The sequence below is a fragment of the Ruegeria atlantica genome (assembly GCF_013032005.1).
Taxonomy (GTDB): domain Bacteria; phylum Pseudomonadota; class Alphaproteobacteria; order Rhodobacterales; family Rhodobacteraceae; genus Ruegeria; species Ruegeria atlantica_A.
Window position 1 is genome coordinate 516805 of record NZ_WQBE01000001.1, and the last position, 26355, is coordinate 543159.

The 26355-nt window shown below is 54.2% G+C and carries 28 protein-coding genes; 16 read left to right on the forward strand and 12 right to left on the reverse strand.

The features are described 5' to 3' along the window. Positions 1-89: 89 nt before the first annotated feature. The 3 genes from GOX21_RS02520 to GOX21_RS02530 all read right to left on the reverse strand — a co-directional run bounded on the left by GOX21_RS02520 (position 90) and on the right by GOX21_RS02530 (position 1430). Positions 90-677: a hypothetical protein gene (locus tag GOX21_RS02520; RefSeq protein ID WP_170375262.1), complete on the reverse strand. Its 588-nt coding sequence runs from the start codon at positions 675-677 to the stop codon at positions 90-92. Beyond that, a complete protein-coding gene (locus GOX21_RS02525) occupies positions 661-954 on the reverse strand; it encodes a hypothetical protein (protein ID WP_170375264.1) in 294 nt (97 codons plus the stop codon). Before GOX21_RS02525 ends, GOX21_RS02520 begins: the two co-directional genes overlap by 17 nt. An 86-nt stretch (positions 955-1040) precedes the next feature. Beyond that, the gene (locus GOX21_RS02530) at positions 1041-1430 is read right to left on the reverse strand and encodes a hypothetical protein (protein WP_170375266.1); all 390 of its coding nucleotides are present in this window, start codon (positions 1428-1430) and stop codon (positions 1041-1043) included. Between the two features lie 122 nt (positions 1431-1552). Here GOX21_RS02530 and GOX21_RS02535 point away from each other — a divergent pair, with 122 nt between their 5' ends. Further along, positions 1553-2518 (forward strand): BstXI family restriction endonuclease, encoded by a 966-nt coding sequence (locus GOX21_RS02535; protein WP_170375268.1) that lies wholly within the window; start codon positions 1553-1555, stop codon positions 2516-2518. On the opposite strand, the gene GOX21_RS02540 is transcribed toward GOX21_RS02535, so the two are convergent. Further along, positions 2480-3631, reverse strand: a complete 1152-nt coding sequence (locus GOX21_RS02540) for a DNA-methyltransferase (RefSeq protein WP_170375270.1) — start codon at positions 3629-3631, stop codon at positions 2480-2482. The two genes, GOX21_RS02535 and GOX21_RS02540, sit on opposite strands and share 39 nt — an antisense overlap. A 264-nt stretch (positions 3632-3895) precedes the next feature. Between GOX21_RS02540 and GOX21_RS21480 the strand changes: the two genes are divergently transcribed. Together GOX21_RS21480 and GOX21_RS21485 are read left to right on the forward strand one after the other, a co-directional pair. After that, positions 3896-4081 (forward strand): hypothetical protein, encoded by a 186-nt coding sequence (locus tag GOX21_RS21480; protein WP_254428439.1) that lies wholly within the window; start codon positions 3896-3898, stop codon positions 4079-4081. Between the two features lie 3 nt (positions 4082-4084). After that, positions 4085-4324 (forward strand): hypothetical protein, encoded by a 240-nt coding sequence (locus GOX21_RS21485; protein ID WP_368039984.1) that lies wholly within the window; start codon positions 4085-4087, stop codon positions 4322-4324. A gap of 220 nt (positions 4325-4544) precedes the next feature. On the opposite strand, the gene GOX21_RS02550 is transcribed toward GOX21_RS21485, so the two are convergent. The 5 genes from GOX21_RS02550 to GOX21_RS02570 all read right to left on the reverse strand — a co-directional run bounded on the left by GOX21_RS02550 (position 4545) and on the right by GOX21_RS02570 (position 8620). Continuing rightward, on the reverse strand, positions 4545-5213 hold the full coding sequence (locus GOX21_RS02550; protein ID WP_170375273.1) for a YrbL family protein: 669 nt from the start codon (positions 5211-5213) through the stop codon (positions 4545-4547). Positions 5214-5568: 355 nt separating this feature from the next. After that, positions 5569-5730, reverse strand: coding sequence for a hypothetical protein (locus GOX21_RS02555; RefSeq protein WP_170375275.1), 162 nt, complete (start codon positions 5728-5730; stop codon positions 5569-5571). Between the two features lie 172 nt (positions 5731-5902). After that, a complete protein-coding gene (locus tag GOX21_RS02560; protein WP_170375278.1) occupies positions 5903-6394 on the reverse strand; it encodes a hypothetical protein in 492 nt (163 codons plus the stop codon). A 193-nt stretch (positions 6395-6587) separates the two neighbouring features. Then, positions 6588-7955 carry a sensor histidine kinase gene (locus tag GOX21_RS02565; protein ID WP_368039985.1) on the reverse strand — a complete coding sequence of 456 codons (1368 nt, stop codon included), beginning with the start codon at positions 7953-7955 and terminating at the stop codon, positions 6588-6590. Continuing rightward, the gene (locus GOX21_RS02570) at positions 7952-8620 is read right to left on the reverse strand and encodes a response regulator transcription factor (RefSeq protein WP_170358417.1); all 669 of its coding nucleotides are present in this window, start codon (positions 8618-8620) and stop codon (positions 7952-7954) included. Before GOX21_RS02570 ends, GOX21_RS02565 begins: the two co-directional genes overlap by 4 nt. Positions 8621-8759: 139 nt before the next feature. Here GOX21_RS02570 and GOX21_RS02575 point away from each other — a divergent pair, with 139 nt between their 5' ends. The 5 genes from GOX21_RS02575 (at position 8760) to GOX21_RS02595 (ending at position 14404) form a co-directional block, all read left to right on the forward strand. Next, positions 8760-9848: a tricarboxylate transporter gene (locus tag GOX21_RS02575; RefSeq protein WP_170375280.1), complete on the forward strand. Its 1089-nt coding sequence runs from the start codon at positions 8760-8762 to the stop codon at positions 9846-9848. An 80-nt stretch (positions 9849-9928) separates the two neighbouring features. Then, positions 9929-11959 (forward strand): tripartite tricarboxylate transporter permease, encoded by a 2031-nt coding sequence (locus GOX21_RS02580; RefSeq protein ID WP_170375282.1) that lies wholly within the window; start codon positions 9929-9931, stop codon positions 11957-11959. Between the two features lie 91 nt (positions 11960-12050). Beyond that, the gene (locus tag GOX21_RS02585; protein WP_170375284.1) at positions 12051-13139 is read left to right on the forward strand and encodes a 4-oxalomesaconate tautomerase; all 1089 of its coding nucleotides are present in this window, start codon (positions 12051-12053) and stop codon (positions 13137-13139) included. 51 nt (positions 13140-13190) lie between these two features. Next, positions 13191-13427 carry a hypothetical protein gene (locus GOX21_RS02590; protein ID WP_170375285.1) on the forward strand — a complete coding sequence of 79 codons (237 nt, stop codon included), beginning with the start codon at positions 13191-13193 and terminating at the stop codon, positions 13425-13427. Then, a complete protein-coding gene (locus GOX21_RS02595; RefSeq protein WP_170375288.1) occupies positions 13424-14404 on the forward strand; it encodes a D-2-hydroxyacid dehydrogenase family protein in 981 nt (326 codons plus the stop codon). The genes GOX21_RS02590 and GOX21_RS02595 overlap by 4 nt, the downstream gene beginning before the upstream one ends. Here GOX21_RS02595 and GOX21_RS02600 read toward each other — a convergent pair. Beyond that, complete coding sequence (locus tag GOX21_RS02600) at positions 14373-15347, reverse strand: AbrB family transcriptional regulator (RefSeq protein ID WP_254428440.1); 975 nt, start codon at positions 15345-15347, stop codon at positions 14373-14375. The two genes, GOX21_RS02595 and GOX21_RS02600, sit on opposite strands and share 32 nt — an antisense overlap. A 168-nt stretch (positions 15348-15515) precedes the next feature. On the opposite strand from GOX21_RS02600, the gene GOX21_RS02605 reads away from it, so the two are divergent. The 4 genes from GOX21_RS02605 to GOX21_RS02620 all read left to right on the forward strand — a co-directional run bounded on the left by GOX21_RS02605 (position 15516) and on the right by GOX21_RS02620 (position 19074). Continuing rightward, positions 15516-16196, forward strand: coding sequence for a GntR family transcriptional regulator (locus tag GOX21_RS02605; RefSeq protein WP_170375290.1), 681 nt, complete (start codon positions 15516-15518; stop codon positions 16194-16196). An 11-nt stretch (positions 16197-16207) separates the two neighbouring features. Next, positions 16208-17602 carry an FAD-dependent tricarballylate dehydrogenase TcuA gene (gene tcuA, locus GOX21_RS02610; RefSeq protein ID WP_170375292.1) on the forward strand — a complete coding sequence of 465 codons (1395 nt, stop codon included), beginning with the start codon at positions 16208-16210 and terminating at the stop codon, positions 17600-17602. Further along, the gene (gene tcuB / locus GOX21_RS02615; protein WP_170375294.1) at positions 17592-18671 is read left to right on the forward strand and encodes a tricarballylate utilization 4Fe-4S protein TcuB; all 1080 of its coding nucleotides are present in this window, start codon (positions 17592-17594) and stop codon (positions 18669-18671) included. The genes tcuA and tcuB overlap by 11 nt, the downstream gene beginning before the upstream one ends. A gap of 160 nt (positions 18672-18831) precedes the next feature. Next, on the forward strand, positions 18832-19074 hold the full coding sequence (locus GOX21_RS02620; protein WP_170375296.1) for a hypothetical protein: 243 nt from the start codon (positions 18832-18834) through the stop codon (positions 19072-19074). A gap of 46 nt (positions 19075-19120) precedes the next feature. Here GOX21_RS02620 and GOX21_RS02625 read toward each other — a convergent pair whose 3' ends face one another. Together GOX21_RS02625 and GOX21_RS02630 are read right to left on the reverse strand one after the other, a co-directional pair. Continuing rightward, complete coding sequence (locus GOX21_RS02625; protein WP_170375298.1) at positions 19121-21190, reverse strand: FAD-dependent oxidoreductase; 2070 nt, start codon at positions 21188-21190, stop codon at positions 19121-19123. Positions 21191-21249: 59 nt separating this feature from the next. Next, on the reverse strand, positions 21250-22602 hold the full coding sequence (locus GOX21_RS02630) for an aminotransferase class III-fold pyridoxal phosphate-dependent enzyme (RefSeq protein WP_170375300.1): 1353 nt from the start codon (positions 22600-22602) through the stop codon (positions 21250-21252). A gap of 312 nt (positions 22603-22914) precedes the next feature. Here GOX21_RS02630 and GOX21_RS02635 point away from each other — a divergent pair, with 312 nt between their 5' ends. From GOX21_RS02635 to GOX21_RS02650, 4 genes are all read left to right on the forward strand, one after another. Then, a complete protein-coding gene (locus GOX21_RS02635) occupies positions 22915-23583 on the forward strand; it encodes a helix-turn-helix transcriptional regulator (RefSeq protein ID WP_254428441.1) in 669 nt (222 codons plus the stop codon). 287 nt (positions 23584-23870) lie between these two features. Continuing rightward, positions 23871-25151: a flavin-containing monooxygenase gene (locus tag GOX21_RS02640; RefSeq protein WP_170375304.1), complete on the forward strand. Its 1281-nt coding sequence runs from the start codon at positions 23871-23873 to the stop codon at positions 25149-25151. A gap of 17 nt (positions 25152-25168) precedes the next feature. After that, on the forward strand, positions 25169-25585 hold the full coding sequence (locus tag GOX21_RS02645) for a RidA family protein (RefSeq protein WP_170330089.1): 417 nt from the start codon (positions 25169-25171) through the stop codon (positions 25583-25585). 89 nt (positions 25586-25674) lie between these two features. Further along, entirely contained in the window at positions 25675-26349 is a 675-nt protein-coding gene (locus GOX21_RS02650) for a DUF1028 domain-containing protein (RefSeq protein ID WP_170375306.1), read from the forward strand. Positions 26350-26355: the final 6 nt, after the last annotated feature.

A 26355-nucleotide genomic window follows, 5' to 3' on the forward strand; every position in this document is an offset into this window, starting at 1 on the left:
GCTACAAACAGTGTTCGTAACTCTTAGCGTTGCCGCCTTGTGCGCATCATCAAGCTTAGCCGTGTTTCTGCGCGTGCAGTGTTGTTCTGCTATGTGTCCACAAACCGCACGCAGCCTGCTTTGCTTATCCAGTGTTCATCTGCTTCGTTTTGTTGCAGCTTAAGCAGTCTGCGAAGCTGTGCGAGGTTGCGATAGCTGTGTGCTGAACGCGATGGTGGCTGCAACGAAGATGCAGACAAGCAAATGCAGTCTGCGCCTTGTTTGCCGTATTCGTGTAGTATGTAAGTTGCCGTTGCCTCCTCGCTCCGCACAAGCTCAATCTGTGTATTGCTTGCGCCCATCGTCCAACTACTCATCTTTGCCCATTGTTTAGAAGCGAGTTGAGCATAAAGCAGAGGGGCAGTGTGTGGTTTTGCGAGGAAGTGATAGTGTAAATTTGTGTTGCTTATGCCTGTGTGTCTAAACACTACGCGCTTGTGCCTCATTCCAACATTTTCAACTGCGTGCCCAAAATAAGCTCTGTCCAGCGCGCTAAAAAACGCGCGCACTGTTCTCTCGCCATGCGTGTCTGTTAGCTCACTGCCGTCAGTAAACTTTAGCGTTCCAAAAACAGTAAAATCCTGCGCAACCAGCCAATCTCGCAGCTTGCTCCGCGCTTCACTATCGTCGTAGTTCATTTTTCTTTGTAGTTTTTACTGGCTTAAGGGGCGACTGAGGGCTGCTAGCATTTGTCTGTTGCACTAGTTTGCCACGTGCGCGTTTTGCGTTGCTGCGTTTTGCTTCTCCTGTGCTTCCAATTTCAGCAAGCTTCCGTTTCCTACCATCTTTCTCGCGTATCATGTTGCCCAAAATCGCAAGCGTTCGCTCACAAGCTCCAGCCTTGCAATCATCTTCTAGCAGCAAATACTCAGCATAAACCGCCTTAAGTAAGCGTTCAAAATTTTCATAAGTCATAAAAAAGCTCCAAAGCTATTTATGCTTTGAAGCCAAAGGTGCTTGTTTTTTGCGTGATAAAAATTTCAGCTTGTAACGGTGCGTGATCAATCCTCGTTCTTCTTTTTTGCTTCAGCTCGTCGCTTTTCTTCAGCCTCCCAAAGCTCTTCGCTTGCTTCCAATGCAGCAGCCTTCAACGCTTCAACTGCTTTTGTAACATCAGCGACAGTATCAGTCACATACACGCTCGTGTTGGGAACAACTTTCGAACCATACTTTATGCAGACCATGCGTTCACCATTAACCGCTGTTGTTGACCACCAATTGCTGTTGCTTGTCTTGCTATCAAGTTGACTGGGCTTCTTATAGCTCGCCAGCTTCTTAAGCATATTGTCTGCTTGCAACAGCATGCGGTCACGCGGGTGCGTCATTCTGCCAGCGCGTCTTTGCTCGACGGTATATCCTTGCTTCTTAATCAAAGACTCGAAGTCACTCATAGCGCCTCTCCCTATAGCTTTGCTGCGTGAACAATACCTTACCTGCTACACCTTTCAAGCTTTGCACTTGCCACCTGCGCCTGAATAGGTTGTGTTGCTGTAGCAATTGATGGATGGATTCTATGGCAAGACTACCGAAGCTGCCGAAGCTACTGGACAGGAAGATCTATAAAACTGGTCAGACTAGAGGGGCTGACGACGATCAAATTTTTCAAAATCGCGTTGGTCGAAATTCGACAGTTCTGATACCTTTTAGTGTTTGGCAAGAGCACGATGCGATCAAACACATTACTTACGAGAATGGCTTTATTGTTCTTGTGCCTCCACGTGACTACTTCGAATTGCATAACCAAGATCTAAGTGGTTTTGGGCTCGATGTAGGAACGAATGCACTTGTGTATTATGAACGACGTGAAGATTGGCTGCGATATACGCCAGACGAACTGGGTTTAGTTGAGCCTTCATCTCGCAAAGCGCCTCTTAATGGTCAGTTTGCAGCTCGTATTGCCAATACCACAGCAAGCGCTGATGAGCGTATCAATAGAGGATACACAAGCACTGGTCTAAAGGGAGCTGGCATTCGGCTATATGAGTATGCAGATACCAAAGCTTTAAGTGAGACGAGATTACAGCTAGAAGCAGTATTTTGGCATGCAGTTGATGCGGTTGAGAAGATGCTCGACGCGGGTATGATTGCCGAAGACATTGATCGCCGTAGCAAAGCTGTAAAGGAACGTGCAGCGCAACTTGGATTGCTCAACTACGATGAACTTGTTGATGCTCGCATATTAAACGCAGACCATGAACTTGTGTGCCCATTGTGCTTAGAGCCAATCAGTGCGGCTGGAATGCTTAGTCGACTTCCGCAGGCATCAGGGCGCGAGCGGCACGATCTAACAGTAACAGAGATTAATCTATTCCACATCAAAGAGCTTGCATTTGGCGAGTTTAATCACAAGCCTTACAACCTTGGTTGGGGACATCATCACTGTAACGTAGTTTGCAAAGATGCAGGTATCCTGCCTACGCTTGATTGGATGGAGGAAGTGCTAGGTAGGAACGCGCGCCTCTTCCTCAAACAAGGGTAGGGGCTGATAGTCTGCGGTTGTCTTAGTAGACTTCGCCGAGCGTGCAGTAGTTGCAGTTATATGTTCGCTTTGCTGGTCAGATGCTTGCAGACTGTTACGCGCGTATTCGATCCACTTATCTTCAATTTCGAGGCCCACAGCACGTCGATTGAGTTTTCTCGCAGCAATCATCGTGCTGCCTGATCCGTTAAAGCAATCAAGGACAACATCACCAGGGTAGCTGCTGGTTGAGACTACTAGTTCGAGGAGGTCTAGCGGTTTTTCTGCTGGGTGCTTGCCACGATACTGACGAACATTCATGTGATCCCAAGCGTCGGTAAAGGGCAACTGGGGATCGATATTGAATGCGCGTATTACATCCTCATAGGCGGGCATAAGGTCGATATGACCTGTCGCTAAAAAGGCGTCACATATCTTGGTGTATTGATCGCGGCTTGGGATATTTCTTCCTGTTTCCCAATTGGATACGGCACCACCATTGTTGACCTTTCCATATGCTCCAATGACTTCAGTCAGTAAGTTTGAGCTCATTTCGCACTTACGGCGGCAATCCTTAAGGAATAAGCCAAATGGCGAACGCTTCAGGTTGCCGTCTGCTGCTGGGGAGCAAACGACTATTCTTTCACTATGTGGATACCATTGTCGGAGTGCAGTCTTCTTCATCTTCTGCTTCCAGCCATCATAACCTGGTTCATTAGGCTTGGTCCAAGTTATGATGTTGTGCATGTTCATCTTGCTGGAAGCTTGCACATAGATGAAAGGTGCCATCTCAGACGAGCAGAACAGATAGATAGTGCCGTTTGGGCGAAGGATACGTTGCCATTCCGTCATGTAGGCATCGATCCAAGTCAAATACTCTTGATTGTCAGTGAAGCTCGCATCGCCGTAGATGTTGGCTTTCTTTGTCGTATGGTATGGTGGGTCTGTGAGGATAAGGTCGACAGAGTTATCTGGCATGCTCTTAACAAGTTGCAGAGAGTCGCCCTGGACAAGTAGGCTATCATCTGTGCGGTAAGCAGCCTCGCGACCAATCGCTTTTCCAATTGCATCATGCGCAACGCGGCGATTTTGAGGATAAATATCACTTTTGCTTGGAGGCAATACGAACTGCATACGATTTTCCTGCGTTTTTGACGAGCATATGCGACATGTTGTGCGCGCGCAACTGCATCTACACCATTTGTTGAGCCAATCTTTACGGCGCGCTACGCGCCTTCGTCAAACAATGTGCGGGCACGATTGTCTTCCGCTGCTGTATTGCACGCATTAAAGTGTAGGCTGCAAGAGCAGCAAGAGGATGCATCTAAGATATTGTTTTTGGTCGATTTTGGAGGGGGAAGGCAGCAAGCTTGTGCAGAAGAGACAAGGAGTAACAAAATGTCCAACCTATCCAAGTTAACAGTCAAGTCCGTCATCCGTTGCAACAAACAGGATCCTGTGCAGCACCGCAGGCAGAAACTGGTTGCAGGTATTGAGGAGCAGATGAACGTGGTGGCGGCAGCAAGGAAAGGCGAGAGCTACGACGTGGCAAAAAGGACGTGGGCGAAGAACGAGCACGGCTAGCAAGTGCTTGTTGAAAAGATGCGTGCAGTGCGTGCGTGGTTCTTTGAGCAAGACGGTGGTTGGTATGTACAGTGCAAGTATGGGAGCAGGGCGCTAGCACTTGGAAAGGGCAACGCTGTGTTTGTAAAATCACTGCAAGATGTGCAGGGAGCATTGGCTACTTTGAAGGATGCTACAGAAGCTGGTGAGCTTGACGAAGCTATTGAAAACATGTTGAAAAAGCGAGCTAAGAAGGCGGCTTAAGTATTTTGAATTTGTTAGCAGATTATTAGCATAAAATTAAATAGTAATGTAACTAACTGATTTATATATTGATTTTATATGTTACGAATAGCCAAGCGTTAATCGCTGCAAAATACAAATTTCAAACGGTCGCAAGAAATTGCGGCCGTTTTATTTTGGGCAATCAATATTTGACCGATACCCAGTGAGTTTTTTCTTTGGCCAAAGAGAGGTTTGTTGACTAACGCTCTGACTTCGAGAGCAAAGCGTTCTCGGCAACGGTCGTAAATTTCTCTCTGATCTGATTGATCTTGCGCCGGTTTAAAGACCGAAACCAGCGGCGAACGGGAATGATCTGCTTGCTACCAAAACTGTCTATCCACACCCAGCGGCCAGACCCGTCAGAAAACGTTTGATAGACAATATTGCCGGTATTCTTGTTGCTGATAAGGACCTGTTCTTCGATCAACATATCGAAGTGTTTGTGCAGGGAAGCCAAATGTTCTTGCGTCAAGCCCCCGCTTTTCGCCAATTCCTTCAGACTGGGCGACAACTTCCCATCGGGTTCGGAAATTCGTTCATAGACGAGGGCAAGGCCGATATCGGTTTGCACAACACCCCGGACCTCACAAACAGGAATAGCCTCATCCCTGTGCTGGTAACGCACCATAAGGTCAAAGGATTCGTGAAACTCGCGCAAGAAACCTTTGAATACAGTAGATCGCCGAAACGTTCGATCGAACCATGTGTCGCCCAAAAGACCGCCCTGGCCATCCGTCGTGTCCGGTTGCGGGACTTTTAGAAGCGCGTCAGACGTATCAGGGTGTTGGTAAACAAACTGCCGATTACCCTGAGCTATCACCTCAGAGTTTTTGAGCCTTACCAAGTTTTCGATTCGAGCGGTTGCCATGCCGCCAAATTATAACAGTTTCGTGAAGGTGCAAGCCGAGGTCGTGCCCCAGAACATCCCCCCGAAAAACACAGGTGATCGGGTGAATTTCCGTAGTTGAAATAAGTTTCATAATACTTTGTTAAGTAATCATTATCAGTAATTTTGTATGATTGTGGGCGAAGTCGGAATACGAGCTTCGGCCCGCCGATCAGCAGCAACGCGCTGACCGGTCAAACCCTCTGGCACAGCGAGAACAACACTCTAGACGCGCCGAGCATACCCCCCTCAACCAGAGCGTCTTTTTGCTAAGGCGAGATGATCACCTTTCCATCGCTCTTTTTCGAAGCACTGGTCAAGCTTGAGACCACATCTTTCAAAGCAAGCCGTTCTGAAATGTCGGTTTGCCGGCGTCCATCGGTGAAACGGGTTTGGACCTTGGCCGCAACCCGCGCCTGATTTTCGTGCCGGTGGCCTCACCGGAAGGTCCGTCTTGTGTCAGATCGGTTCCGAACATGGTCGGAGACAGGGTGGTCATAGTCGCTCTTTCCGATTGAGCGGCACAGCGGCAATGGACTTGGTGTGCGTTCCGCTGGTTCGCAACCAATCAAATGCGGTGTGGAAGAACAATCGACACGCAAGATGACGTGATTAGAATAATGATTACGCCAAAAGAGGACGGGCTGCCCCGAATGGCAGCCCGCCGAGTTTCACTGTCCTGACAGCAGATTGCTGAGTTCTTGGATCTTTGTCGCGATCGTTTCAGGCGATGCTTTGATATCGTCCAGAATTTGGATGGCTTGTGTTTTTAGGTTCTGCGCCAGATCGCTTTCCTGAACCGAGGCGACCAACGTGTCATAGTCAAAATTATCAAGGGTCAGTGTGCCGTCTTCAATCCATGAATTTAGCAGATCCTGGCCCTGAGTTGCCAAGGCGGCAACTTGATCACCGGCCTGATCAGCCAGATCCGTGGCTGTTTGCCCTGCTTGTTCAGCAGCGTCTGAGGCCTGTTCCGAGATGGAGGACGCGGCCTCACTGGCTTGCTCGGTCACAGAGCTTGCCGCTTCGCTAACAGCCTCAGAAGCGTCCTCTGCCGCCGATTGCAATTGTTCGGCGGGTGTGGGGTCTGGTTGGGTAGTGTAAAAATAAATTCCTGCGCCAGCGGCAATGATGACCACGGCCAATATGATAGTACGCGACATGTGTCTCTCCTTTGGAAAATGTGTCGCCGAGATGGGTCAAAATTACCCGAGTTCAAAGGGGAAATCCCGGAAATTCTTTTCAAATCCGTGGATTGAGCCATGCTATGCCTATCCGCGAAGAGCGAGCGGCAATAACACGCCGCCATACATTTAGATGCGCGGTTTCACGGCTCAGCATACGGATTCGTCCGTTTTAAAGGGTGATTGGAAGCTCAAGCGTGAGGCTTGCTCCTTTTTCGACTTGGTTGATCGACACCGATCCTCCATGCCGTTGAGCCACGGCTGAAACGATTGACAACCCCAACCCGCTGCCTTCGGAATAGTCCAGTTGCGAAAACCGACTGAAAGCCGCTTCGCTTTGATCGGGCGAAAGGCCCGCTCCGTCATCCGCTACGGTTACACTGACCGCGCCTTCGTCACGCTGCAGCACAACAGAAATTCGGCTCAACTTGGTGCCGCCGTGCTTTACTGCGTTGTCCAAAAGGTTCTTCAGGGCCTCAGTTAAAAACACCCGATCACCGGACACCATGATCGCCGCCTCGGGCATCGTAACGTCAAACTCGATACCCTTCGCCAGGATGTGAACACCCATCTCGGCACAGGCTTCTTCCACAACCAAGCGGAAATCAATCTCATCCATTTGATCCTGGTGCGTCGGTTGCCTGAGCCTTTCAAGTGACAACAGTTGTTCGGCCACCGTTGCCGAGTTCTTTGCGGCTGACACAAGCTCGTGGATGCGTTTTTCTCGGTCTTCATCCGTTTTCGCATCCCGAAGCGCCTCGGCCATCGACTGGACTGCGGCCGCCGGATTCCGCAACTGATGAGCTGCTTCGGATATGAAAACCTGATGGGCGTTGATGCTGTGTTCGACCTGCCCAAAGAGCCGGTTCAAGGTCTTTACAACACCTTGCACTTCGTCCGGGACAGGACGCTTAATCTCACTTAAGTCATCTGGCGAACGAAGGTCGATTGCGTCCTGCAAATCCAGCAATGGTCTCAGGCCACGCGCCACGCCGAACCATACCACAACAGCCAAGGTGGCCAGCAGGATGCCCATGACAATTCCGGCGCGAATGGACAGTTCATTGGCAAATGCGTTGCGATCCGCCATCCGTTGCCAAACCGTGACCGTCGCATCACCAACAAGATTTTCCAAGGTCACACGTTCTGTCATCTTTAAAACGCGCACCGGTTCATCGCGGTAGATCGCTTCGAAAAACTGTGGCTTGTACACCTCTTGCACCGACGAGTTCGCGGATGCCGGAGGGTAGGCATAACCCGTCACGTAAATGCCGCCGGGGCCAGTCACATGATAGAAGATCTCACCGCCCGATGCGTCGCGGATCAGACTGCGTGTGGTGGGCGACAACGCATCACCGCCCGAAATCGCCACATCCCGCGAAATTGCCAGGCCAGCTGAGAGTAGACTGTCGTCAAAAAGCTCCTGAGCGGTCTTCTGGGCAACCATAAAACGCCAAAACCCAAGCAGCACTGCAAGCAACACCAAAGGTGTCAGGATAAGAATGAACAGCCTTAGCCTGAGCGAGCCGTGGTTGATCACTTCTGCACCTCAAGCAGATACCCCAGACCGCGGGCTGTCTTAATCTTTATACCTAGGTTTTGAAGGCGCTTTCGCAGTCGCGACACATGAGGTTCAACAGCCGAAACCTCGACATCCGCCCCTACACCATAGACGTAATCAGTTAGTTGGCTTTTGGGAACGATCCTGCCCCGACGCTCCAACAGGCATTCCAGCACCGCTATTTCCCGTCGCGGAATATCCATCACCTCACCCTTAACGCTGACCTGACGAGCAGTGCGGTCGAACTCTAGGCTGCCGATGCTTTCCCGCGCTCCGTAATCAAGCTGTTTGCGGCGTGAAAGCGCCCGGATGCGTGCCTCCAACTCGTCCATTTCGAAGGGTTTGACCAGATAATCATCGGCCCCCATGTCCAAACCAGACACCCGGTCGCTTGTCTCAGTGCGTGCTGTCAGCAGAATTACGGGCGCACTGTCTCCACGGTTGCGCAGCGATTTCAGGACTTCCAACCCGGACCGACCTGGCAGGTTGATGTCCAGAACGATCAAGTCCGCGCTTTCCTGTTCAAGATACAGGTCCGCTGCGTCGCCGTCGGTCAGTACATCTGCTGCATGTCCGCGGTCTCGCAGACGATAGGCAATTGCGTTGGCAAGGGGTTCATTATCCTCGACGATGACGATCCGCATCGGGTCTCCTGCAAGTTTCGCGCAAGGTTGGCACTCCATGATTGCCAGATGGGAGGGGGAATCAACCCCACAGTTCTATTTACGATCATGGTGGCGCGACAGTCGCTGGCATGGTTGTCTGGTCAACAGGGAGGAACCAATGGCCAATACCAAATTCACCCGTCGCGCCGTCGTGGGGCTGATTGCCGCCGCCGGTCTCACGGCACCCGCCGCAGCCGAGGTCGACTTCTCAGGCAAGACTATCGAATGGGTCATCCCGTTCTCGGAAACGGGCGGTTCGGCCAAATGGGCCAATTTCTTTGCACCACTTCTGTCCGAGGCTCTGCCAGGACAGCCAACCGTGGTTGTTAAGTTCATGCCAGGCGCAGGTTCGACCAAAGGTGCCAACTGGTTCCAGGAACAGGCGCATGATGATGGAACCTTGCTGTTCGGCACCTCGGGTTCGACACAGTTCCCGTATCTGCTGAGCGATCCGCGCGTCCGCTATGAATACAATGACTGGATTCCGGTGATGGCGTCCGGCACCGGCGGTGTCGCTTATCTGAACGCCGAGGACGGCGCCAAGTTTGATGGTTCCGCAAATGCACTGAAAGAGACCAACTTCATTTACGGTTCGCAGGGCGCGACCCGGCTGGACCTCGTGCCGCTTTTGGCATGGCAAATGTTGGGTATGAATGTTGAGCCGGTATTCGGCATCAAGGGTCGCGGCGATGGTCGACTGATGTTTGAGCGCGGTGAAGCCAATATCGACTACCAGACGTCGTCCGGGTATCTGGGCGGTTCGGCACCGCTGGTTGAGGCCGGTCAGGCCGTGCCAATGATGACATGGGGCGCACTGGATGCTGACGGTAACATCGTCCGCGACCCGACTTTCCCGGACATTCCGACCTTCAAAGAGGTTTGCGAGGCCACTGATGGTTGTGAAACCAGCGGCGAGGCCTGGGACGCATGGAAAGCCTTCTTCGTTGCTGGTTTCCCGGTACAGAAACTGGCCTTTCTGCCGGGCGACACACCGCAGGAAGTGGTCGATGCTTATACCGCCGCATTTCAGGCTGTGACTGAGCGCGGGGATTTTGCTGATATCTCCTCCAAGCGCGTTGGGAAATACCCGGTTTTCGTCGGTGACGGTTCTAAGTCGGCACTGCAGACGGCAACCAATGTCGACGACAATGCCAAGGAATATGTCCTGAATTGGCTGAAAGAAGCCTATGGCGTCGAGCTGAACTAAGCCGATAAGCCGCAGCGCGCGCCTGTAACGAAGGGCGCGCGCTTTTCCATACACAATACAATTTATGAAAGGCGGCCGCTATGGAGGTTTTCGCCACCGCTCTTCCTGCGCTTGGAGAGGCGTGGGGTCTGATCCTGCAACCCATCGTTCTGGGATACCTAATATTGGGTGTTGTCATGGGGCTGGCCGTAGGGGTTTTTCCTGGCCTCGGTGGAATAGCCGGTCTTTCCCTGTTGCTGCCATTCATGTTCGGCATGGACCCGATCCTGGGGCTGGCGCTGATGATCGGGATGGTCGCAGTTGTGCCCACTTCGGACACGTTCGCATCTGTCTTGATGGGTATTCCCGGCAGCTCTGCTTCGCAGGCCACGGTGCTGGATGGGTTCCCCATGGCGAAAAAGGGCGAGGCTGCGCGGGCCTTGTCAGCGGCCTTTTCGTCTTCGTTGTTTGGCGGGCTCGTTGGCGCAACCTTCCTGACCATGTTCATTCTGATCGCGCGACCAATCGTGCTGGCCTTTGGCCTGCCCGAGATGCTGATGATCACCATTCTCGGCCTGTCGATGGTCGCTATTTTGGCGGGGCGCATTCCACTGAAAGGTATCGCTGCTGCGGGTTTGGGCCTGATGGTCGGCACCATCGGTGAGGCCGATGCGGGCGGGTCGCTGCGGATGGCGACTTACGACATTCCTTATCTGACAGACGGTCTGAAACTGGTCATCGTGGGCTTGGGTATTTTTGCCGTCCCCGAAATCGTCTCTTTGCTGCGACAGGATCGTTCTATCGCCAAGGGGGCCTCGCTGGGGGCTGGATGGCTGGATGGTGTAAAGGATTGGGCTGCGAATATCTGGCTGTCGGTCCGGTGTTCGATCATCGGTGTGGTTGTCGGCGTCATCCCCGGCCTCGGAGGTTCGGTCGTCGACTGGATCGCCTATGGCCACTCGGTGCAAACCACCAAAGACAAGAGCAACTTTGGCAAGGGCGAAGTGCGCGGGGTCATTGGCCCGGAAAGCTCGAACAACGCGAAAGAGGGTGGTGGGCTTGTTCCTACTCTGCTGTTTGGTATACCCGGTTCGGGATCGATGGCGATTTTCATCGGTGCAGTTGCATTGTTGGGGTCTGGCGACATTGAGGTTGGCCCGAGCATGCTCAAGGACAATCTCAACATTACCTATTCCATCGTCTGGCTGTTGGCGTTGGCCAACGTCGTTGGAACCATTCTGTGTATCGCCGCTTCGGGCGGTATCGCCAAACTGACAACCATCCGCTTCACCTATCTGGCGCCGTTCCTGTTCATGCTGATCAGCTTTGCGGCCTTTCAGTCTGGTCAGAATTTCGAAGATCTTCTGGCCTTGTTTGTCATCGGTCTTATTGGCATCTTCCTGCGCCGTTTCGACTGGTCGCGCCCGGCTTTCCTGATCGGTTTTGTCCTGTCAAACCCGGTTGAGAAGTTCACCAATCAGGCGTTCCAGATCGCCTCTTTCCGGTTCCGCAAAAGCTTTGGTGAGGGGATGGAGTACGTGTTCAGCCCAATCGTCATCGTGCTGATCGTGGTTACGGTTGTTTCGATCATTCTAGGTATTCGACAAGCCAAGATGATCATGGCCGAGGGTGAGGTTCAAGCAGGCACCAAACGTGCGCCGCTTATCTTCCTGCTGGTGATCATGGCCTATCTGATCATCGCTTTGGTGAACGCCAATATGATCCCCAACTACAACATGACCGACAAGATCATCCCGCTGGTGGTCGGCAGCGTGTCTTTGTTCTGTTGCGTTGTATTGCTGATCCAGATGATGCGGCGGCCCGAGGGTGATCCAATCTTTGCCGACAAAGAGATCGCCGGCGAGGACGCGAGCGCGCCTCACGGCCTCTGGTCTACGTTGGCATGGTTCGCCAGTTTGATCGCGGCCACTTGGGTTGTGGGTTTCATCCTCGCCTTGCTTGGGTTCCTGATCGCCTTCTTTCGCATTCGTTCCGGGGCGGACTGGCGGTTAACTCTGATCCTGACCGCCTGCGGTATTGGCTTCATGTGCTTCATGGCAGGTGCTCTGAACCGGGATTTCCCGCCGGGTCTACTGCAAGACATGGTCAGCTTGCCATGGCCACTGAAGTAAGCGGTCCAATGATGCCCGACCTGATGAACAGCACGCAGCACGGGGCTGAATTCACAAAAAATCTCACACGGTTTGTAAAGGACGGTTCGCTATGACCCAGACAGCAATCCCGTATATTTTCATGCGTGGAGGCACTTCGCGGGGGCCTTATTTCCGCCGCTCTGATCTGCCCGAAGATCGGGACAGGTTGGCTGACGTTCTGGTCGCGGCCCTTGGGGCAGGGCAATCAATCAACATCGACGGGATCGGTGGTGGCACAGCGGTGACCACAAAGGTTGCAATGCTGTCTGTCAGCGACGATGACTGGGCCGATATCGACTATTTCTTCGCGCAGGTTTCAGTTGAAGAGAAGTTGGTCGATTTCAAACCCACCTGCGGCAACATCCTGTCCGGCGTCGCTCCGGCTGCGATCGAAATGGGTTTGTTCCAGCCACAAGGTGATGTGACGGAGGTTCGCATTCGCGCAGTCAACACGGGTGCCCGTGTTGTAGCCAAAGTGCAGACGCCGGGGGGAGAGCTGGTTTATGAAGGCGATGCAGAAATCGCCGGGGTTCCCGGGCAATCAGCGCCGGTACAACTTAGTTTCATGGGAGTTGTAGGATCAGCCACCGGTGCGTTCCTGCCCACCGGACACCTGCGCGATACAGTGCAGGGGATCGAGCTGACCTGTATGGATGTCGCCATGCCAATGGCCATCGCGCGGGCCTCAGATTTCGGCCTGACAGGGTATGAAAGCGCTGATGAGTTGGATGCCAACCGCGGTTTCTTTGACCGGATGGAAGCGGTTCGGATCGAAGCCGGAAAATTGATGGGCATGGGGGACGTGTCAAAATCAGTGACACCCAAATTCGGCCTTGTCGCGCCCGCCAAGAAAGGTGGAACCCTAGCAATTCGGTATTTCATGCCGTGGAAAACTCATCCGACCATGGCTGTTACCGGCGCACAATGTATGGCGTCTTGCGCTTTGACACCCGGAACAGTCGCCGACAGTCTGTTGGATCGACCCGAGGCAAGCCCGGCTGATGTTGTGCTGGAACATGCATCAGGCAACATCGACGTGTTGGTGGACTTTTCAAATGGCCAGGAGTTCAAAGTCAACTCGGCAGGTCTGGTGCGGACCGCGCGGAAGTTGGCGGATGGACATGTCTATGTGCCGGAATCTGTATGGAACGGGAGTTGAAATAGGGATCATAATTTAGTATACTTCGGTATACAATTTAAGGATGCCGCGATGGATGACTATTCTGAATGCCTTCTTATTGCGCGTCAGGAACTCAGGTTGGCGCAGGCGGCCCTAAGACGGGACATGGCGGAATACCCAACACCGATCGCCGGATGCGATGAGCAGTTCAACCATTTACTTGATCAAAGCGAACGCGTTCGAAATGCGCTTGCCGCACTCGACGCGCAGCATTTTGTGCCGACACCAAGAAAGCTGACAACAGGGCAGGGTATAGAAAGCCGATGAAGGTTCACATTCTGGATGATTGGTTTGATACGCTGCAGGGTCTGCCCTGTTTTGGGAAGCTTTCTAAACATGACGTGAAGGTCTGGACCAATCATGTCGAAGACACCGACGAACTGGCCGCGCGCTTGCATCAGGCTCAGGCGCTGGTGCTGTTTCGCGAACGCACCAAAATCAGTCGCACCTTGATTGAAAAACTGCCCAACCTGAAACTTATCAGCCAGCGCAGCGTGTACCCCCATGTCGATGTGCAGGCATGCTCGGACCACGGCGTACTGCTGTGTTCGAACATGCATGGCGGGACGCCCTCATATGCCGCTGCCGAACTCACCTGGGCGCTGATCATGGCTGGGATGCGCGATTTACCTGCACAGATAGCCTCGGCCAAGGCGGGGCATTGGCAGGCCGGAGTAGGCAAAACACTGAGGGGGCGGCAGGTGGGACTTTATGGCTATGGCCGTATTGCCCGTGCCGTCGCTGGTTATGCCGAGGCGTTCGGTATGAACGTCGTCTGGTGGTCTTCGGACGAAGGCCGGGCACGGGCACAAGCAGATGGAGTACAAGTCGCGCCCGACCGCGACGCGTTCTTTGCCAACAGTGACGTCGTCTCGATCCATGTGCGCCTGAAACCAGACACGCATGGGATAGTCACGGCGTCAGATTTCGCGCAGATGCAAGCAGACGCGCTGTTTGTGAATACATCCCGTGCAGGGCTAATTGTTCCCGGTGCGTTGCTTGACGCGTTAAACGCGGGTCGTCCTGGCAAGGCCGCAATTGATGTCTTTGATACAGAGCCCCTTACAGATCCGAATGATCCGTTGCTGTCGCATCCCAATCTGATCGCAACCCCGCATATCGGTTTCGTCACCGAAGATGAGTTCGACCTGCAGTTTGCCGACATCTTCGATCAGGTGAACGCCTATGCCGAGAATGCTCCGATTCACATGATCAATCCCGAGATTTGGACCAACGCAAGATAAGATTGGCCGCGATGGGCGCGCCGATGATCACCAGAACGATCCGCGTCAGGTGGTGGGTGATCACAAAGCCAAGATCTGCCCCGGAAACGATGGCTAGAACCGTCATTTCAGCCTGTCCGCCGGGTGCGAAAGCAAGAAATGCCTCGACCGGCTGACCGAAGCCCAGTGTAGTGACGACAGCAGTAAAGGCGGCCGCAAGTATGGCTAGCACGACGACATAGGCAAAGCCTGCTGCCACAACCCTGCGCAATTCAACCCATGTGACGCCAACAAATTTTACACCGATCCCGCAGCCGATAAAGAACTGCGCCGCAAGGATGGCCTCGCGCGGCGGGCGGGTATGAATGAAGTCCCCCAGAGACAACGCCGCAGTCAGTATCATTGGTCCCAGTATGGACGCGCCGAACAGGCCGATCCGTTCGCCGCCTTTCCAGCCGACAATGGCCGCCAGAACCATAAGAGCCAGTTCATGCAAGGGAAGATCGCGGGCGGGCTCTCCGATTGGGTTGGTGAGTTGTGCGTCGTAAAACACGGTTAAAAACAAAGGGGCCAGCGTCACGATGATCAGCACACGCGTGCCATGGATCAGGGATAGGGTACGCGGGTTTGCCCCGGCTTCGGAACCGAAGATGATCATGTCCTGCAATCCACCGGGCATAGCCGCGTAGAAAGCGGTTGTGGTGTCAAAGCCCCAGACTTTTCGAAAGAATGGCACCCCAACCAGCGCGATCAAAAGTATGAAGAACGGGATCAGCGCAATCGATGCTGCCATCTTTGGCAATTCAACAAACAGGGCCGGTGTAATAGACGCCCCAACCGCCACACCCAATATTGTGCGAGCCGCGACTGAGACCTGACCGAAACCCGCCATGGGGGCGTGAGCCAAGGCCGCAATCAGACAAGCGCTCATTGGGCCGAATAGAAAGGGCAACGGCAAGCTCAATGCCCAGAATACTCCCGTTCCCAATACTGCAAGGCCGAGTGTAACGGCCCGTCTTAACAAAAGAGAAGATGTCTTTAACTGGTCGGACAAGGGAAGAATTCCGGCGTTGTTGACTCGCTTTGTATCCACTTGTATACACCAGGACACATAATGACAAGAGAGCCCGCAATGACAATTCAGGACGACCCTTTCCAGCCCGGTCCGCAAGGAAATTCCGCGTATAAGCGTTTACTGGAAGAAATTCGCGAAGGCACGCTTTTGCCCGGCGAACGCCTGCGCGAGGTCGAGTTGTCCGAACGATTAGGCGTCAGCCGTACCCCTGTACGTGAGGCGATCCGGCAACTTGAGGCCGATGGCCTTGTCACCCATGTTCCCCGGCAGGGCGCGACCGTTCGAAGTCTGGATTACGCCGAGATCATGGAGCTCTATGAAATGCGCGCGGTGTTGGAAGGTACCGCAGCCCGGCTGGCAGCACGCGCGGCGTCAGAAGTCGAACTGGATGAGCTGGACGTGCTGACAGACCGGCTGGCCGAAGCGGGCACCGGTACAGATACGGCACGGATTAACAGAGTTTTTCACGCCACTTTGCTTGACGCGGCCAAAAACCGGTTTTTGACGAAATCCATGCTGTCGCTTCAAAAGGCGCTGTTGATCCTTGGGCCATCGCAACTGCTGGATGGTGACAGGGCTGAGGCGGCAGTGGCCGAACATCGGCGCATCATGATCGCGTTGAAAGCCCGTGATGGTGCTGCGGCCGAGACGGAAATGCGTGCGCATATTCAGGCCGCGCAACGGATGCGGATACGTGCGTTGCAGGAACGCGACCGCACAATCGACGAAAGCCAGTAGGTAGTCAGGACATGGTCCCCAAAAGTGAAGCTTACGATATCGCTGTGATTGGCGGCGGCAATGCTGCCCTCTGTGCCGCGATGACCGCTGCCGAGGCAGGCGCCCGAGTTCTGATCCTTGAAACGGCGCCAAAACCGTATCGCGGAGGAAACTCTCGCCACACGCGTAATTTCCGCTGCATGCACAGATCTCCTCTAGGTCCACTTATCGAAAAATACAGCGAAGACGAATATCTCTCGGATTTGATGAAAGTCACCGGCGGAAAGACCGATGAGCATCTGGCCCGGCTGGCAATCCGTTCTTCAGAAGAGTGCCTAACGTGGATGCAGGAACATGGGGTTCGCTTTCAGCCATCATTGTCAGGAACGCTGTCTTTGGCACGGACCAACGCATTCTTCATGGGGGGTGGCAAGTCGTTGGTGAATGCCTATTACCGCACGGCGGCTAGTCTGGGCGTTGATGTGCTTTATGAGGCTGCGGTTACGCATCTGGAACTGAGCGGTGACCAAATCGAGTGGGTCGATTACACCTTTGAAGGCCAGTCGCATCGCATCACACCCAAAGCAGTGATTGTCGCCTCGGGCGGGTTTCAGGCCGATACCGATTGGCTTACGCGTGCCTGGGGTGAGCCAGCAAAGAACTTTTTGATCCGGGGAACGCCCTATAACCGGGGTGTAGTGTTGGCAGACCTTCTGGATCAAGGCGTCGAGAGCGTTGGAGATCCGACTCAATGTCACGCCGTTGCCATCGACGGACGCGCGCCGAAATTCGATGGCGGGATTGTCACTCGTCTTGATTGCGTGCCGTTTTCCATCGTTGTGAACAAAGATGCCGAACGGTTTTATGACGAGGGTGAGGACGTCTGGCCAAAGCGCTATGCGATCTGGGGACGACTTGTAGCAGCCCAACCGGATCAGGTGGGCTATGTGATTATCGATGCCAAATCGCTGAATTTGTTTATGCCGTCAGTGTTCCCGCCGTATAAGGCGGATACGTTGGAAGAATTGGCCGGGATGATGGACCTGCCAGCCGACAAGCTGACCGGGACTGTCAGCAAATTTAACGCAGCTTGTGGTGACACAACGGGCTTTCACCCAACTGAATTGGACGGTGTTACAACTTCTGGCCTGACACCGCCCAAGACCAACTGGGCCCGCCCGATCACCGAGCCACCGTTCTATGGTTATTCGCTGCGCACCGGCGTGACCTTCACCTATCTGGGGTTCAAAGTAGACGATACCGCTCAGTGTTCGACCCCTGACGGAAAGATCAAAAACCTTTGGGCCGCCGGAGAAACCATGGCCGGGTCGATCCTTGGACAGGGTTATCTGGCTGGCTTTGGCATGACCATAGGCACCGTTTTTGGACGCATCGCAGGACGTGAGGCCGCCGCTTATGCAAACTGAACTGATTCATGAGGCCCGTCGTCAGGCCGAAATTTGCAACGCCTGCCGGTATTGCGAAGGCTATTGCTCGGTATTTCCTTCTTTGCATGCCGAACGCGCGTTTTCCGATGGGGATATCACGCAGCTGGCTAATCTGTGCCACAACTGCCGGGGTTGCTATTACGCTTGTCAGTACACAGCTCCGCATGAGTTCGACCTAAACCTGCCCAAAGCTTTGGCCGAGGTGCGGCGGAACAGCTGGGAATGCTTCGCCTGGCCGCAACCTCTGGCGCGTCGGTTCCACACCCATGGTGGCACCATAGCCCTGGCGCTAGTAATTGGATTTGCCATGCTGTTCTTGGCCATTCGCGCCATTGGATCGAGTGGAGGCGAGGGGTTCTATGCCGTCCTGTCGCATAATGCGATGGTCGCGATCTTTGCGCCTGCCTTCCTGCTGCCGCTCTTTAGTTTAGCCATAAGCCTAAGGCGCTATTGGGTCGAAGTCGGCGGCAAACCTGTTCAAATTGCGGACGTGACAGCTGCTTTCAAGCGCGCAGGAAAGATGCAGGATCTTGCTGCTGGGCACGCAGAGGGCTGCAATTTTGAGGACGAAGACCGCTTCAGCCAAGCGCGGCGACACATTCACCAAGCTATAATGTATGGCTTCCTGTTGTGCTTTGCGTCAACTTCGGTCGCAACGGTGATGCACTACGGCTTTGGCATGCATGCGCCCTATGGGTTCTGGTCATTGCCTAAACTGCTTGGGATTTCCGGTGGTGTTTTGCTGACAATGGGGTGTGGCGCTATGGTGTATCTCAAACAAAAATCCGACCGCGATCTCGGTGACCCTATGGCGTGGGGAGGGGATATCGCCTTTACCCTTTTGCTTGGATTTGTTGGGTTGAGTGGACTTGGTCTTTATGCCCTCGGTTCAACAGCCATGATGCCAGCGCTGCTTGCCATCCATCTTGGATCGGTCCTGACGTTCTTTGTTTTGATGCCGTATACCAAGATGGCGCACGGTTTCTATCGGCTTGCAGCTCTTATCAGGGATGCGCAAAGGAAAAGAGATTTGATGTCAGCCGGTTAAAAACCAGTCTCTGCCGGGCGCAGGGAGGGCCGTTTCGCATCATTGGTCCGAAAGTATCGTAGCCAAGGGACAAAATGCCGGAGAGACAGGGATTCGGACCCTGACTGGGCTTGCACTCACAACAGTATGCGGTTCCGATTTAGACAACAAACGGAAGTCCTTGGATCAATACAACAAGGGCTTTGTGACGGCAAAAATAGTCAAGCACGGCGCTGAGGGCAGTCATTCGCGGCCATTGCATACGGCTATCAATTTTAAAGAAAAAGCGGGCAAACAAGCTATTACGAGTTTGAGAAAAACAGCGAGTAATTTTCCACTGACCGGTGAAGGCGAACATTGGGGCGCACAGAATACGGTTGTATCCGTTGAAGCATCGCATATGGCAGTTGGCGTTCAAATGTGACGGGCGGCGGAGTAAGCACTCTACCGCCCGTTACGCGGTCACGACCTCAGTCCACCGCAAGCTCTGTGATTTCGCGGCGGAATGGCAAGTCGTCACCAATATCTTTACCGTCAAGCTCACGTGCATAGCGGTGGCCGGCATAAGTTGCCCAGGCGATTGGGCCCGGTGCGTTGGCATCCCCAATCAACTTGACCGACTTGATACCTGCGTCCGCCCATTCGACCTCGCGGGCTTTCAGGTCATTGAAAACGGTGTTGTTTTCAAGACGTGACGCCACCACCACAACCGCATCCGCCTCGATCTTCCAGGTTCGGTCGGTGTAGACGCAGTTCGAGACCACGTGATCCGGGTGGATTTCAGTGACACCCTGGTTGAGTACGATTTCGACACCTGCATCCACCAGCCGCGGGTGGATTGCGATTTGTTCGAGCGTGTTGTTCGTCCAGTCACTGACATAAGCCGACGGAGTGATCAGTGTCACCTGCGCACCGTTTTTGGCCAGAAGTTCGGCAAGAACGCCGCCCATGTAATAGTGGTCATCGTCATACACCACCACGCGGCCCGATGGGATTGTGCCATCCATCAGATCGTCCGGTGTATAGACCTTGGCGTCTTCGGCAATCGGCATTGGCACGACGTGCTGACGCGAGACCCCGTCGTTGCGCCATGTAGATCCCGTGGCGATGCAGACATTTTCAAAACCGAACTCCAGAATGCTCTCGGCATCCAACTCGCTTTCGCGATAGATTTCCACGTTCGGACGTTGGCTAAGTTGATAGTCGCGATAGTCCACGACACGGCCCCAGGCCGACAGCCCCGGAAGCAGACGTTCGCGGGCCACGCGACCACCGATCACATCACGCGCCTCGGCCACGGCGACGTCATACCCCCGGCGACAAAGAGCCCAGGCAGCCTCAAGCCCGGCGGGGCCAGAACCTACGACAAGCACGTTCTTGCTATCCCCCTTGTCGTTCATCTTCTCCGGGTGCCAGCCTTTGCGCCATTCTTCCATGAAGGTCGGGTTTTGGGTGCAGCGGCTGATTGACATGGTCATATCGCCAGTGATGCAGATGTTACACCCGATACACTCTCGGATGTCCTCGATCCGGCCCTCTTCGATCTTTTTCGGCAGAAACGGGTCAGCGATCGACGGTCGGGCGCAGCCGATGAAATCCAGTGTGCCAGACTTGATCATCTTGGCCATAACATCGGGCGAAGTGAACCGTCCGACCCCAACGATCGGTTTTTCGGTCAATTCATGAATGCCACGCACAAGTTGTTCCTGGGCAGCCTCTTCTTTGAACCGCGAAGGGCCGGAGCAATCCTCCCAAGTACCCTGCGCAAGATCCCAGAGGTCGGGCAGGTCTTTGTTCATTTCGATGTAGTCACGCACCTCGGCATTCGAGAAGCCCAGATCGCCAATGGTCTCGTCCAACGACACCCTAAGCGTGATCGCCATCGTATCGCCCACGGCGTCGCGCATATCGGCGATAACCTCCTGGCTGAATCGGGCGCGGTTTTCCAGTGAGCCACCATATTCGTCGCTGCGCTGGTTGGTTGCCCTGCTGAGGAAGTGTTGGAAGATACCAAACCCATGCGCGCCATACAGGCAGATCAGGTCGAAACCTGCTTCTTTCGAGCGTTTTGCGGCATTCACGAACCACCGGCGCAAATCCTTGATGTCCTGCTTGTCCAAGGCGCGCGCCTGCACCGGATCATTGGTAAAGGTCCGGATCGGCATGGCAGAGGGGGCCAATGGCACTTCTTTGGTATAAAGGTTGGGACCGTTGATGCCCGAATAGGCAAGCTGAATGCCAGCCAGGGCACCATGGGTTTTCATGCGCTCGGACATCTTGCGCAATTGGGGGATGTCTTTGTCTTCCCAAAGGCGCAGCTCGATAAATGGGGTGATTTCAGACGTATGGTGCATTTCGCATTGTTCGGTGAAGATCACGCCCCAGCCACCCTCAGCCTTGATGCCTCGCATCGCAGCCGCCGCCGATGGGTCGCGATATCCACCACCGTTGCAGTGAGGCACCTGATAGAACCGGTTCTTGGCTGTTAGGGGACCGATTTTTGTCGGTTCAAACAGGATGTCATAGCGTGGATCGCGCATAGCTGGCTCCTTATGGATGGCTAAGATGATGACGGGGCCGTGCCGCCCCAAATGCGGGATTACAGACCAGCGGCGACTTCGGTGATGGCGTCGCGCAGGATGGCTTCGATACGGTCAATCATCGGCTCGTCCATGATCAGCGTCGGAGACAAGATGAGAACGTTGCCGAGCTGACGAGCAATCAGACCGCGTTTCTGACAAGCGCGTGCGACTTTCAGACCAACTTGCGCCTCTGCCGGATGGCCTTCCTTTGTGTCGCGATCCTTGACGAACTCGACCCCCATCATGAAATGGCTGCCACGCACTTCGCCGACCATTTCGATATCGGTCAGGCCGCGCAGGTTGTTTTCAAACTGCTTCCCGGTTGTCTGCACACGCTTAGGAATTTCTTCACGCTCCATAATTGCGATATTGGTCAGACCCGCTGCCGCAGCTGCTGGATGGCCCGAATAGGTCATGCCGTGCAGGAACATTCCGTCGGGGCCTGAGATGACCTCGTGAATATCGTCGGAAACGATCGTAGCAGACAGCGGCTGATAGCCTGAGGTCAGACCTTTGGCCGTGGTGATGACGTCGGGCACCATGTCAAACACGTCTTCTGATGCAAAGAAATGCCCAAGGCGACCAAAGGCGGTAACGACCTCATCAGCAACGTATTTGATGTCGTTAGCTTGACAGACCTGCCACGCGCGCTTGTGGTAACCAGCTGGCGCGGTCACGACACCACCCGCGCCCTGGATCGGTTCGGCGATGAAGGCACAGATGTTCTCGGCACCAATACGCTCAATGCTTTGCGTCAGATCGTCGATCAGGGCGTCGAGGAATTCGGCCTCGGTAATATCACCGCCTTCGCGCCAGTAATGGGGAGAGCGCAGATGATGCACCAATTCACTGGCCGCGTGCCAGCCTTCGGAATAACCGGGCGTGGTCATCGCCATCGCCAGATGGGTCGAGCCGTGATAGGCCCCGTGTCTTGACAGAACCAGTTTCTTTTCCGGCTTCCCTTTGCGGATATTGTAGTGATGCAGCATCCGAATGGCACTGTCATTGGCGACGGAACCGGAATTGCCAAAATACACGGCGTTCAAATGACCCGGTGCAAGTTGCGCAATCTTATCAGCCAGTGCTGCCGCTGCCGGGTGCGTGAAATTGTAAAAGGTCGAATAATAGTCCAGCGTTTTCAGCTGATTGGAAATCGCCTCAATCATTTCATCATTGCCGTGGCCGATATTGACACACCACAACCCGCCGATGCCGTCGATCAGTTCATTGCCATTGCTGTCGTAAACATATGCGCCCTTTGCGCGCGAGATCACGGTGCGCGCGCCTTGTTGCTTAAGTGCGTTTAGATCCGCGAAGGACTGAATCAGGTGTTCGTCCTGTGCAAGAATTTCGAGTGTATCTTTGGCCATGATCAACCCCTTTGTTTTCGCGATGCAATTCCGCTGATCCGGTGAGGCTTGTTAGGAACCACCAACGTGTTGGCGACTGCATACCACCTATATTGATATCGAAGGTTACTTAGGCTCATTTGAGGGGTATATACCCCCAGGGGGGTATTCGAAATGTCAACTGTTGAAGCACCAGACGCTCTATCAGCCGCTATAATGGCAATCGGATCAGAAGGGTTCAGCGATGCGCTCTACAGGTGGCTGGATGCAACCTGTTCCTTCGACAACTTCGCAATCATCGCATTTTTTCGGCGCAGCAGCCCAATGGTGCTTATGACCCATGCCCGCAACAGCCGCGTTTTTGAGCGGATCGACAGCCACTATGTCAAAGGCGCTTATCTGTTGGATCCGTTTTATGGCCTGCATCAAAGCCGTGCGGCGGACGGTCTTTACAGATTGACCGATGTTGCCCCGGATCAGTTTCAACGGAACGAGTACTTTAAATCCTATTACACAAACACGACGCTGACGGACGAGCTGGCCTTTTACGCCGGTCTCAACCCCATGAGTTCGATCACTGTTTGTCTCGGCAGGGACGCAACCACCGCATCGCGTTTTTCCAGCAAGGATTTTGCCATCGCAAAAAATGTCGCGCCGATCGTCAATGCGCTGGTGAGAAGGAATTGGCCTGATCTGAAGCCCTCGAATGAAAAAAAGCCGGAAGATATCGTCGCGCAACTGCGTCAGCGTTTGTCCGTTGAACAAGATATCGGTTTAAGTCCGAGGCAGGCGCAGGTGGCGTTGTTAATCCTGCAGGGTCATTCATCGATTTCTATTGGACTAACACTGGGTATCAGCCCTCAGACCGTCAAGGTTTTGCGTAAGCAACTCTACCGGAAATGTCAGATCTCTTCTCAGGGTGAATTATACTATCTGATCGCGCCGTATCTGTCGGAAAGCGGACAACCGGCTGGGAAACAAGGGCAATTCCCGGCGGGTTAGTCAAAGCCTAATTAAGAGTAAGTTAGACAGTAATTTCGTCTGTTCCCAACTTGTGAAACCTTTACCCGGAAACGTGCAAAACGTGCTGGAGTGGCACAGGAAACGGAACGCCAAAGCGGCCCTTGTTCGGTGTTGGTCGATGCGATGGCTCCGCTCTGATGTCTTCTGTTTTGAATGTGCAAGGTCTTCGGCCGGTTGTGGTCGTTCGTCCGTCCAGGCAGCGCAAGATGCACGCGCACAACGACCTTTTCAGGTCAATTCGAGATGCAGGAATAGGGAACCGACACATGTCCATTGAGAAAACGGATACGCTGGTTGTTGGCGGCGGGCAGGCGGGTATCGCGCTAAGCGAGCACCTTGGAAACAACGATGTGCCCCATATCATTCTGGAAAAGAACCGAACTGCCGAGGCGTGGCGCACCGGCCGTTGGGATGCATTGGTTGCGAATGGACCATGCTGGCATGACCGTTTTCCCAGCCTCCAGTTCAACGGGGATGACCCGGATGCGTTTGTGCCAAAGGACCGTGTCGCCGAATACCTGGTAGAATACGCAGAAATGGTGAACGCCCCAATCCGCGAGGGTGTTGAGGCGCTGAACGCCGAACGGTTGCCCGGCGAAGGTGGGTTCCGAGTTGAGACGACCGCCGGTGAAATACATGCCAAGCGCATTGTCGCCGCAACAGGCGCTTTCCAGCACCCGGTTATTCCGCCCATTGTGCCAGAAACGGCTGGCGTCGAGCAACTTCATTCCTTTTACTACAAAAACCCCGAGCAACTGCCCGAAGGCGCGGTGATGGTTGTGGGCGCCGGCTCGTCCGGTGCTCAGATTGCGGATGAGTTAAATCGCGCCGGTCGCAAGGTGTTCCTGTCTGTTGGTCCGCATGACCGCCCCCCGCGTCGCTATCGTAGCCGCGATAACGTTTGGTGGCTGGGCGTTCTGGGACTCTGGGATATGGCTGCACAGAAACCAGGTACTGAACACGTCACGATCTCGGTCAGCGGCGCGCATGGCGGCCACACGATGGATTTCCGCCGCTTGGGAAATGAAGGGGTGACCCTTACCGGGATGACCAAAAGCTTCGAGAACGGTATTCTCAGCTTTGCCGATGATCTCCAAGGCAACGTCGCTGCGGGCGATGCCAACTACCTTGAAATGCTGGACATGGCGGACGCCTATATCGCTCGTACTGGTATTGATTTGCCCGAAGAGCCAGAGGCACGAGAGCGGTTTGCTGATCCCGATAGCCTAACCAATCCCCTGACTTCAGTCGATTTTGCTAAGGAAGGCATCACGACAATTATCTGGGCGACAGGCTTCCGTCAGGATTTCAGTTGGATCAAGGCCGACGCCTTTGACGCCAAAGGCGCACCGATCCATCAGCGAGGTGTGTCTGTCGAGCCCGACATCTATTTTCTGGGCCTGCCATGGCAATCGCGACGCGGTTCAACCTTCATTTGGGGTGTCTGGCACGACGCGAAATACATCGCCGATCAGATCGCTATTCAACGCGCTTATGCCGAATACGACGGCGAAGCTGCGATCATCGCCCCCGCCGCGGCGGAATAAGTAGTCAGGACTTCGAAATGGCCCATACACGCATTCGCAAATTCAACACCAAAGAAACCTATCCTGAGCAAAACCTGGATAATGACCTGTGTCAGGCCGTTGTGACACAGGGCGGCAAAACGGTTTACTTGCGTGGTCAGTGCCCGCAAAATCTGGATGATGCGGTAAATATCGACAGTCATGATCCGGTCGAACAGACCCACAAAGTGATGCAGAACATCAAACAGTTGATCGAAGAAGCCGGCGGTTCGATGGAGCATCTGGTCAAGGTGGTCGTCTACATCACCGATGTGCGCCACCGTGAGGCTGTTTACCGCACTATGGGCGAGTACATCAAAGGTGTTCATCCTGTTTCGACAGGGCTGGTCGTTCAGGCACTGGCGCGTCCCGACTGGTTGGTTGAAATCGACGGAACCGCCGTTATTCCCGATTGATCCACCAGATCAACCACCTTAGCCGGACCGCGCCACTTGTTCTCCTCCAAACAGGCGCGGTCCGGACTTTCTATTTTCAGGAGATCCGAATGACTTTTTCACTGGTCGCCCGCTGCGCTGAAACCGGCATGTTCGGTCTGGCGATTTCGTCATCGTCACCCGCTGTGGCTGCGCGCTGTTCTTTTGCGCGTGCAGGTGTTGGCGCGGTTGCATCGCAGAACGTTACAGACCCAAGCCTGGGTCCGTTGACGCTGGACCTGATGGAGCGGGGCAAGACAGCACCTCAAGCAATCGAGGCCATGACCACAAAGGCAAAATTCATCGAATACCGGCAGGTTCTGGCGGTGGATACCGCCGGGCGCACGGCGATCCATTCCGGTCCCAACAGCCTAGGTATCTGGACGCAAGCACAGGCTGAAAATGTTGCCTCGGGCGGCAACCTTTTGGCCAATGACGGGGTCCCGCAGGCCATCGTCGATGGCTTTCTGTCGGCCTCGGGCCATATCGGCGACCGTCTGATCGCCGCCATGCGCGCCGGATTGGCCGCAGGGGGCGAGGCTGGCCCGGTGCATTCCGCAGGCATGAAGATTGTCGACAAAGTCAGTTGGCCCGTCGCCGATCTTCGCTGTGACTGGACCGAGGATTGCCCCATTGAGGCCATCGCGACCGCCTGGGACATCTATAAGCCGCAACTTGACGCCTATGTCCAGCGTGCGCTCGACCCGCGCGAGGCACCGTCTTATGGCGTCCCCGGCGACGAATAATCAGGG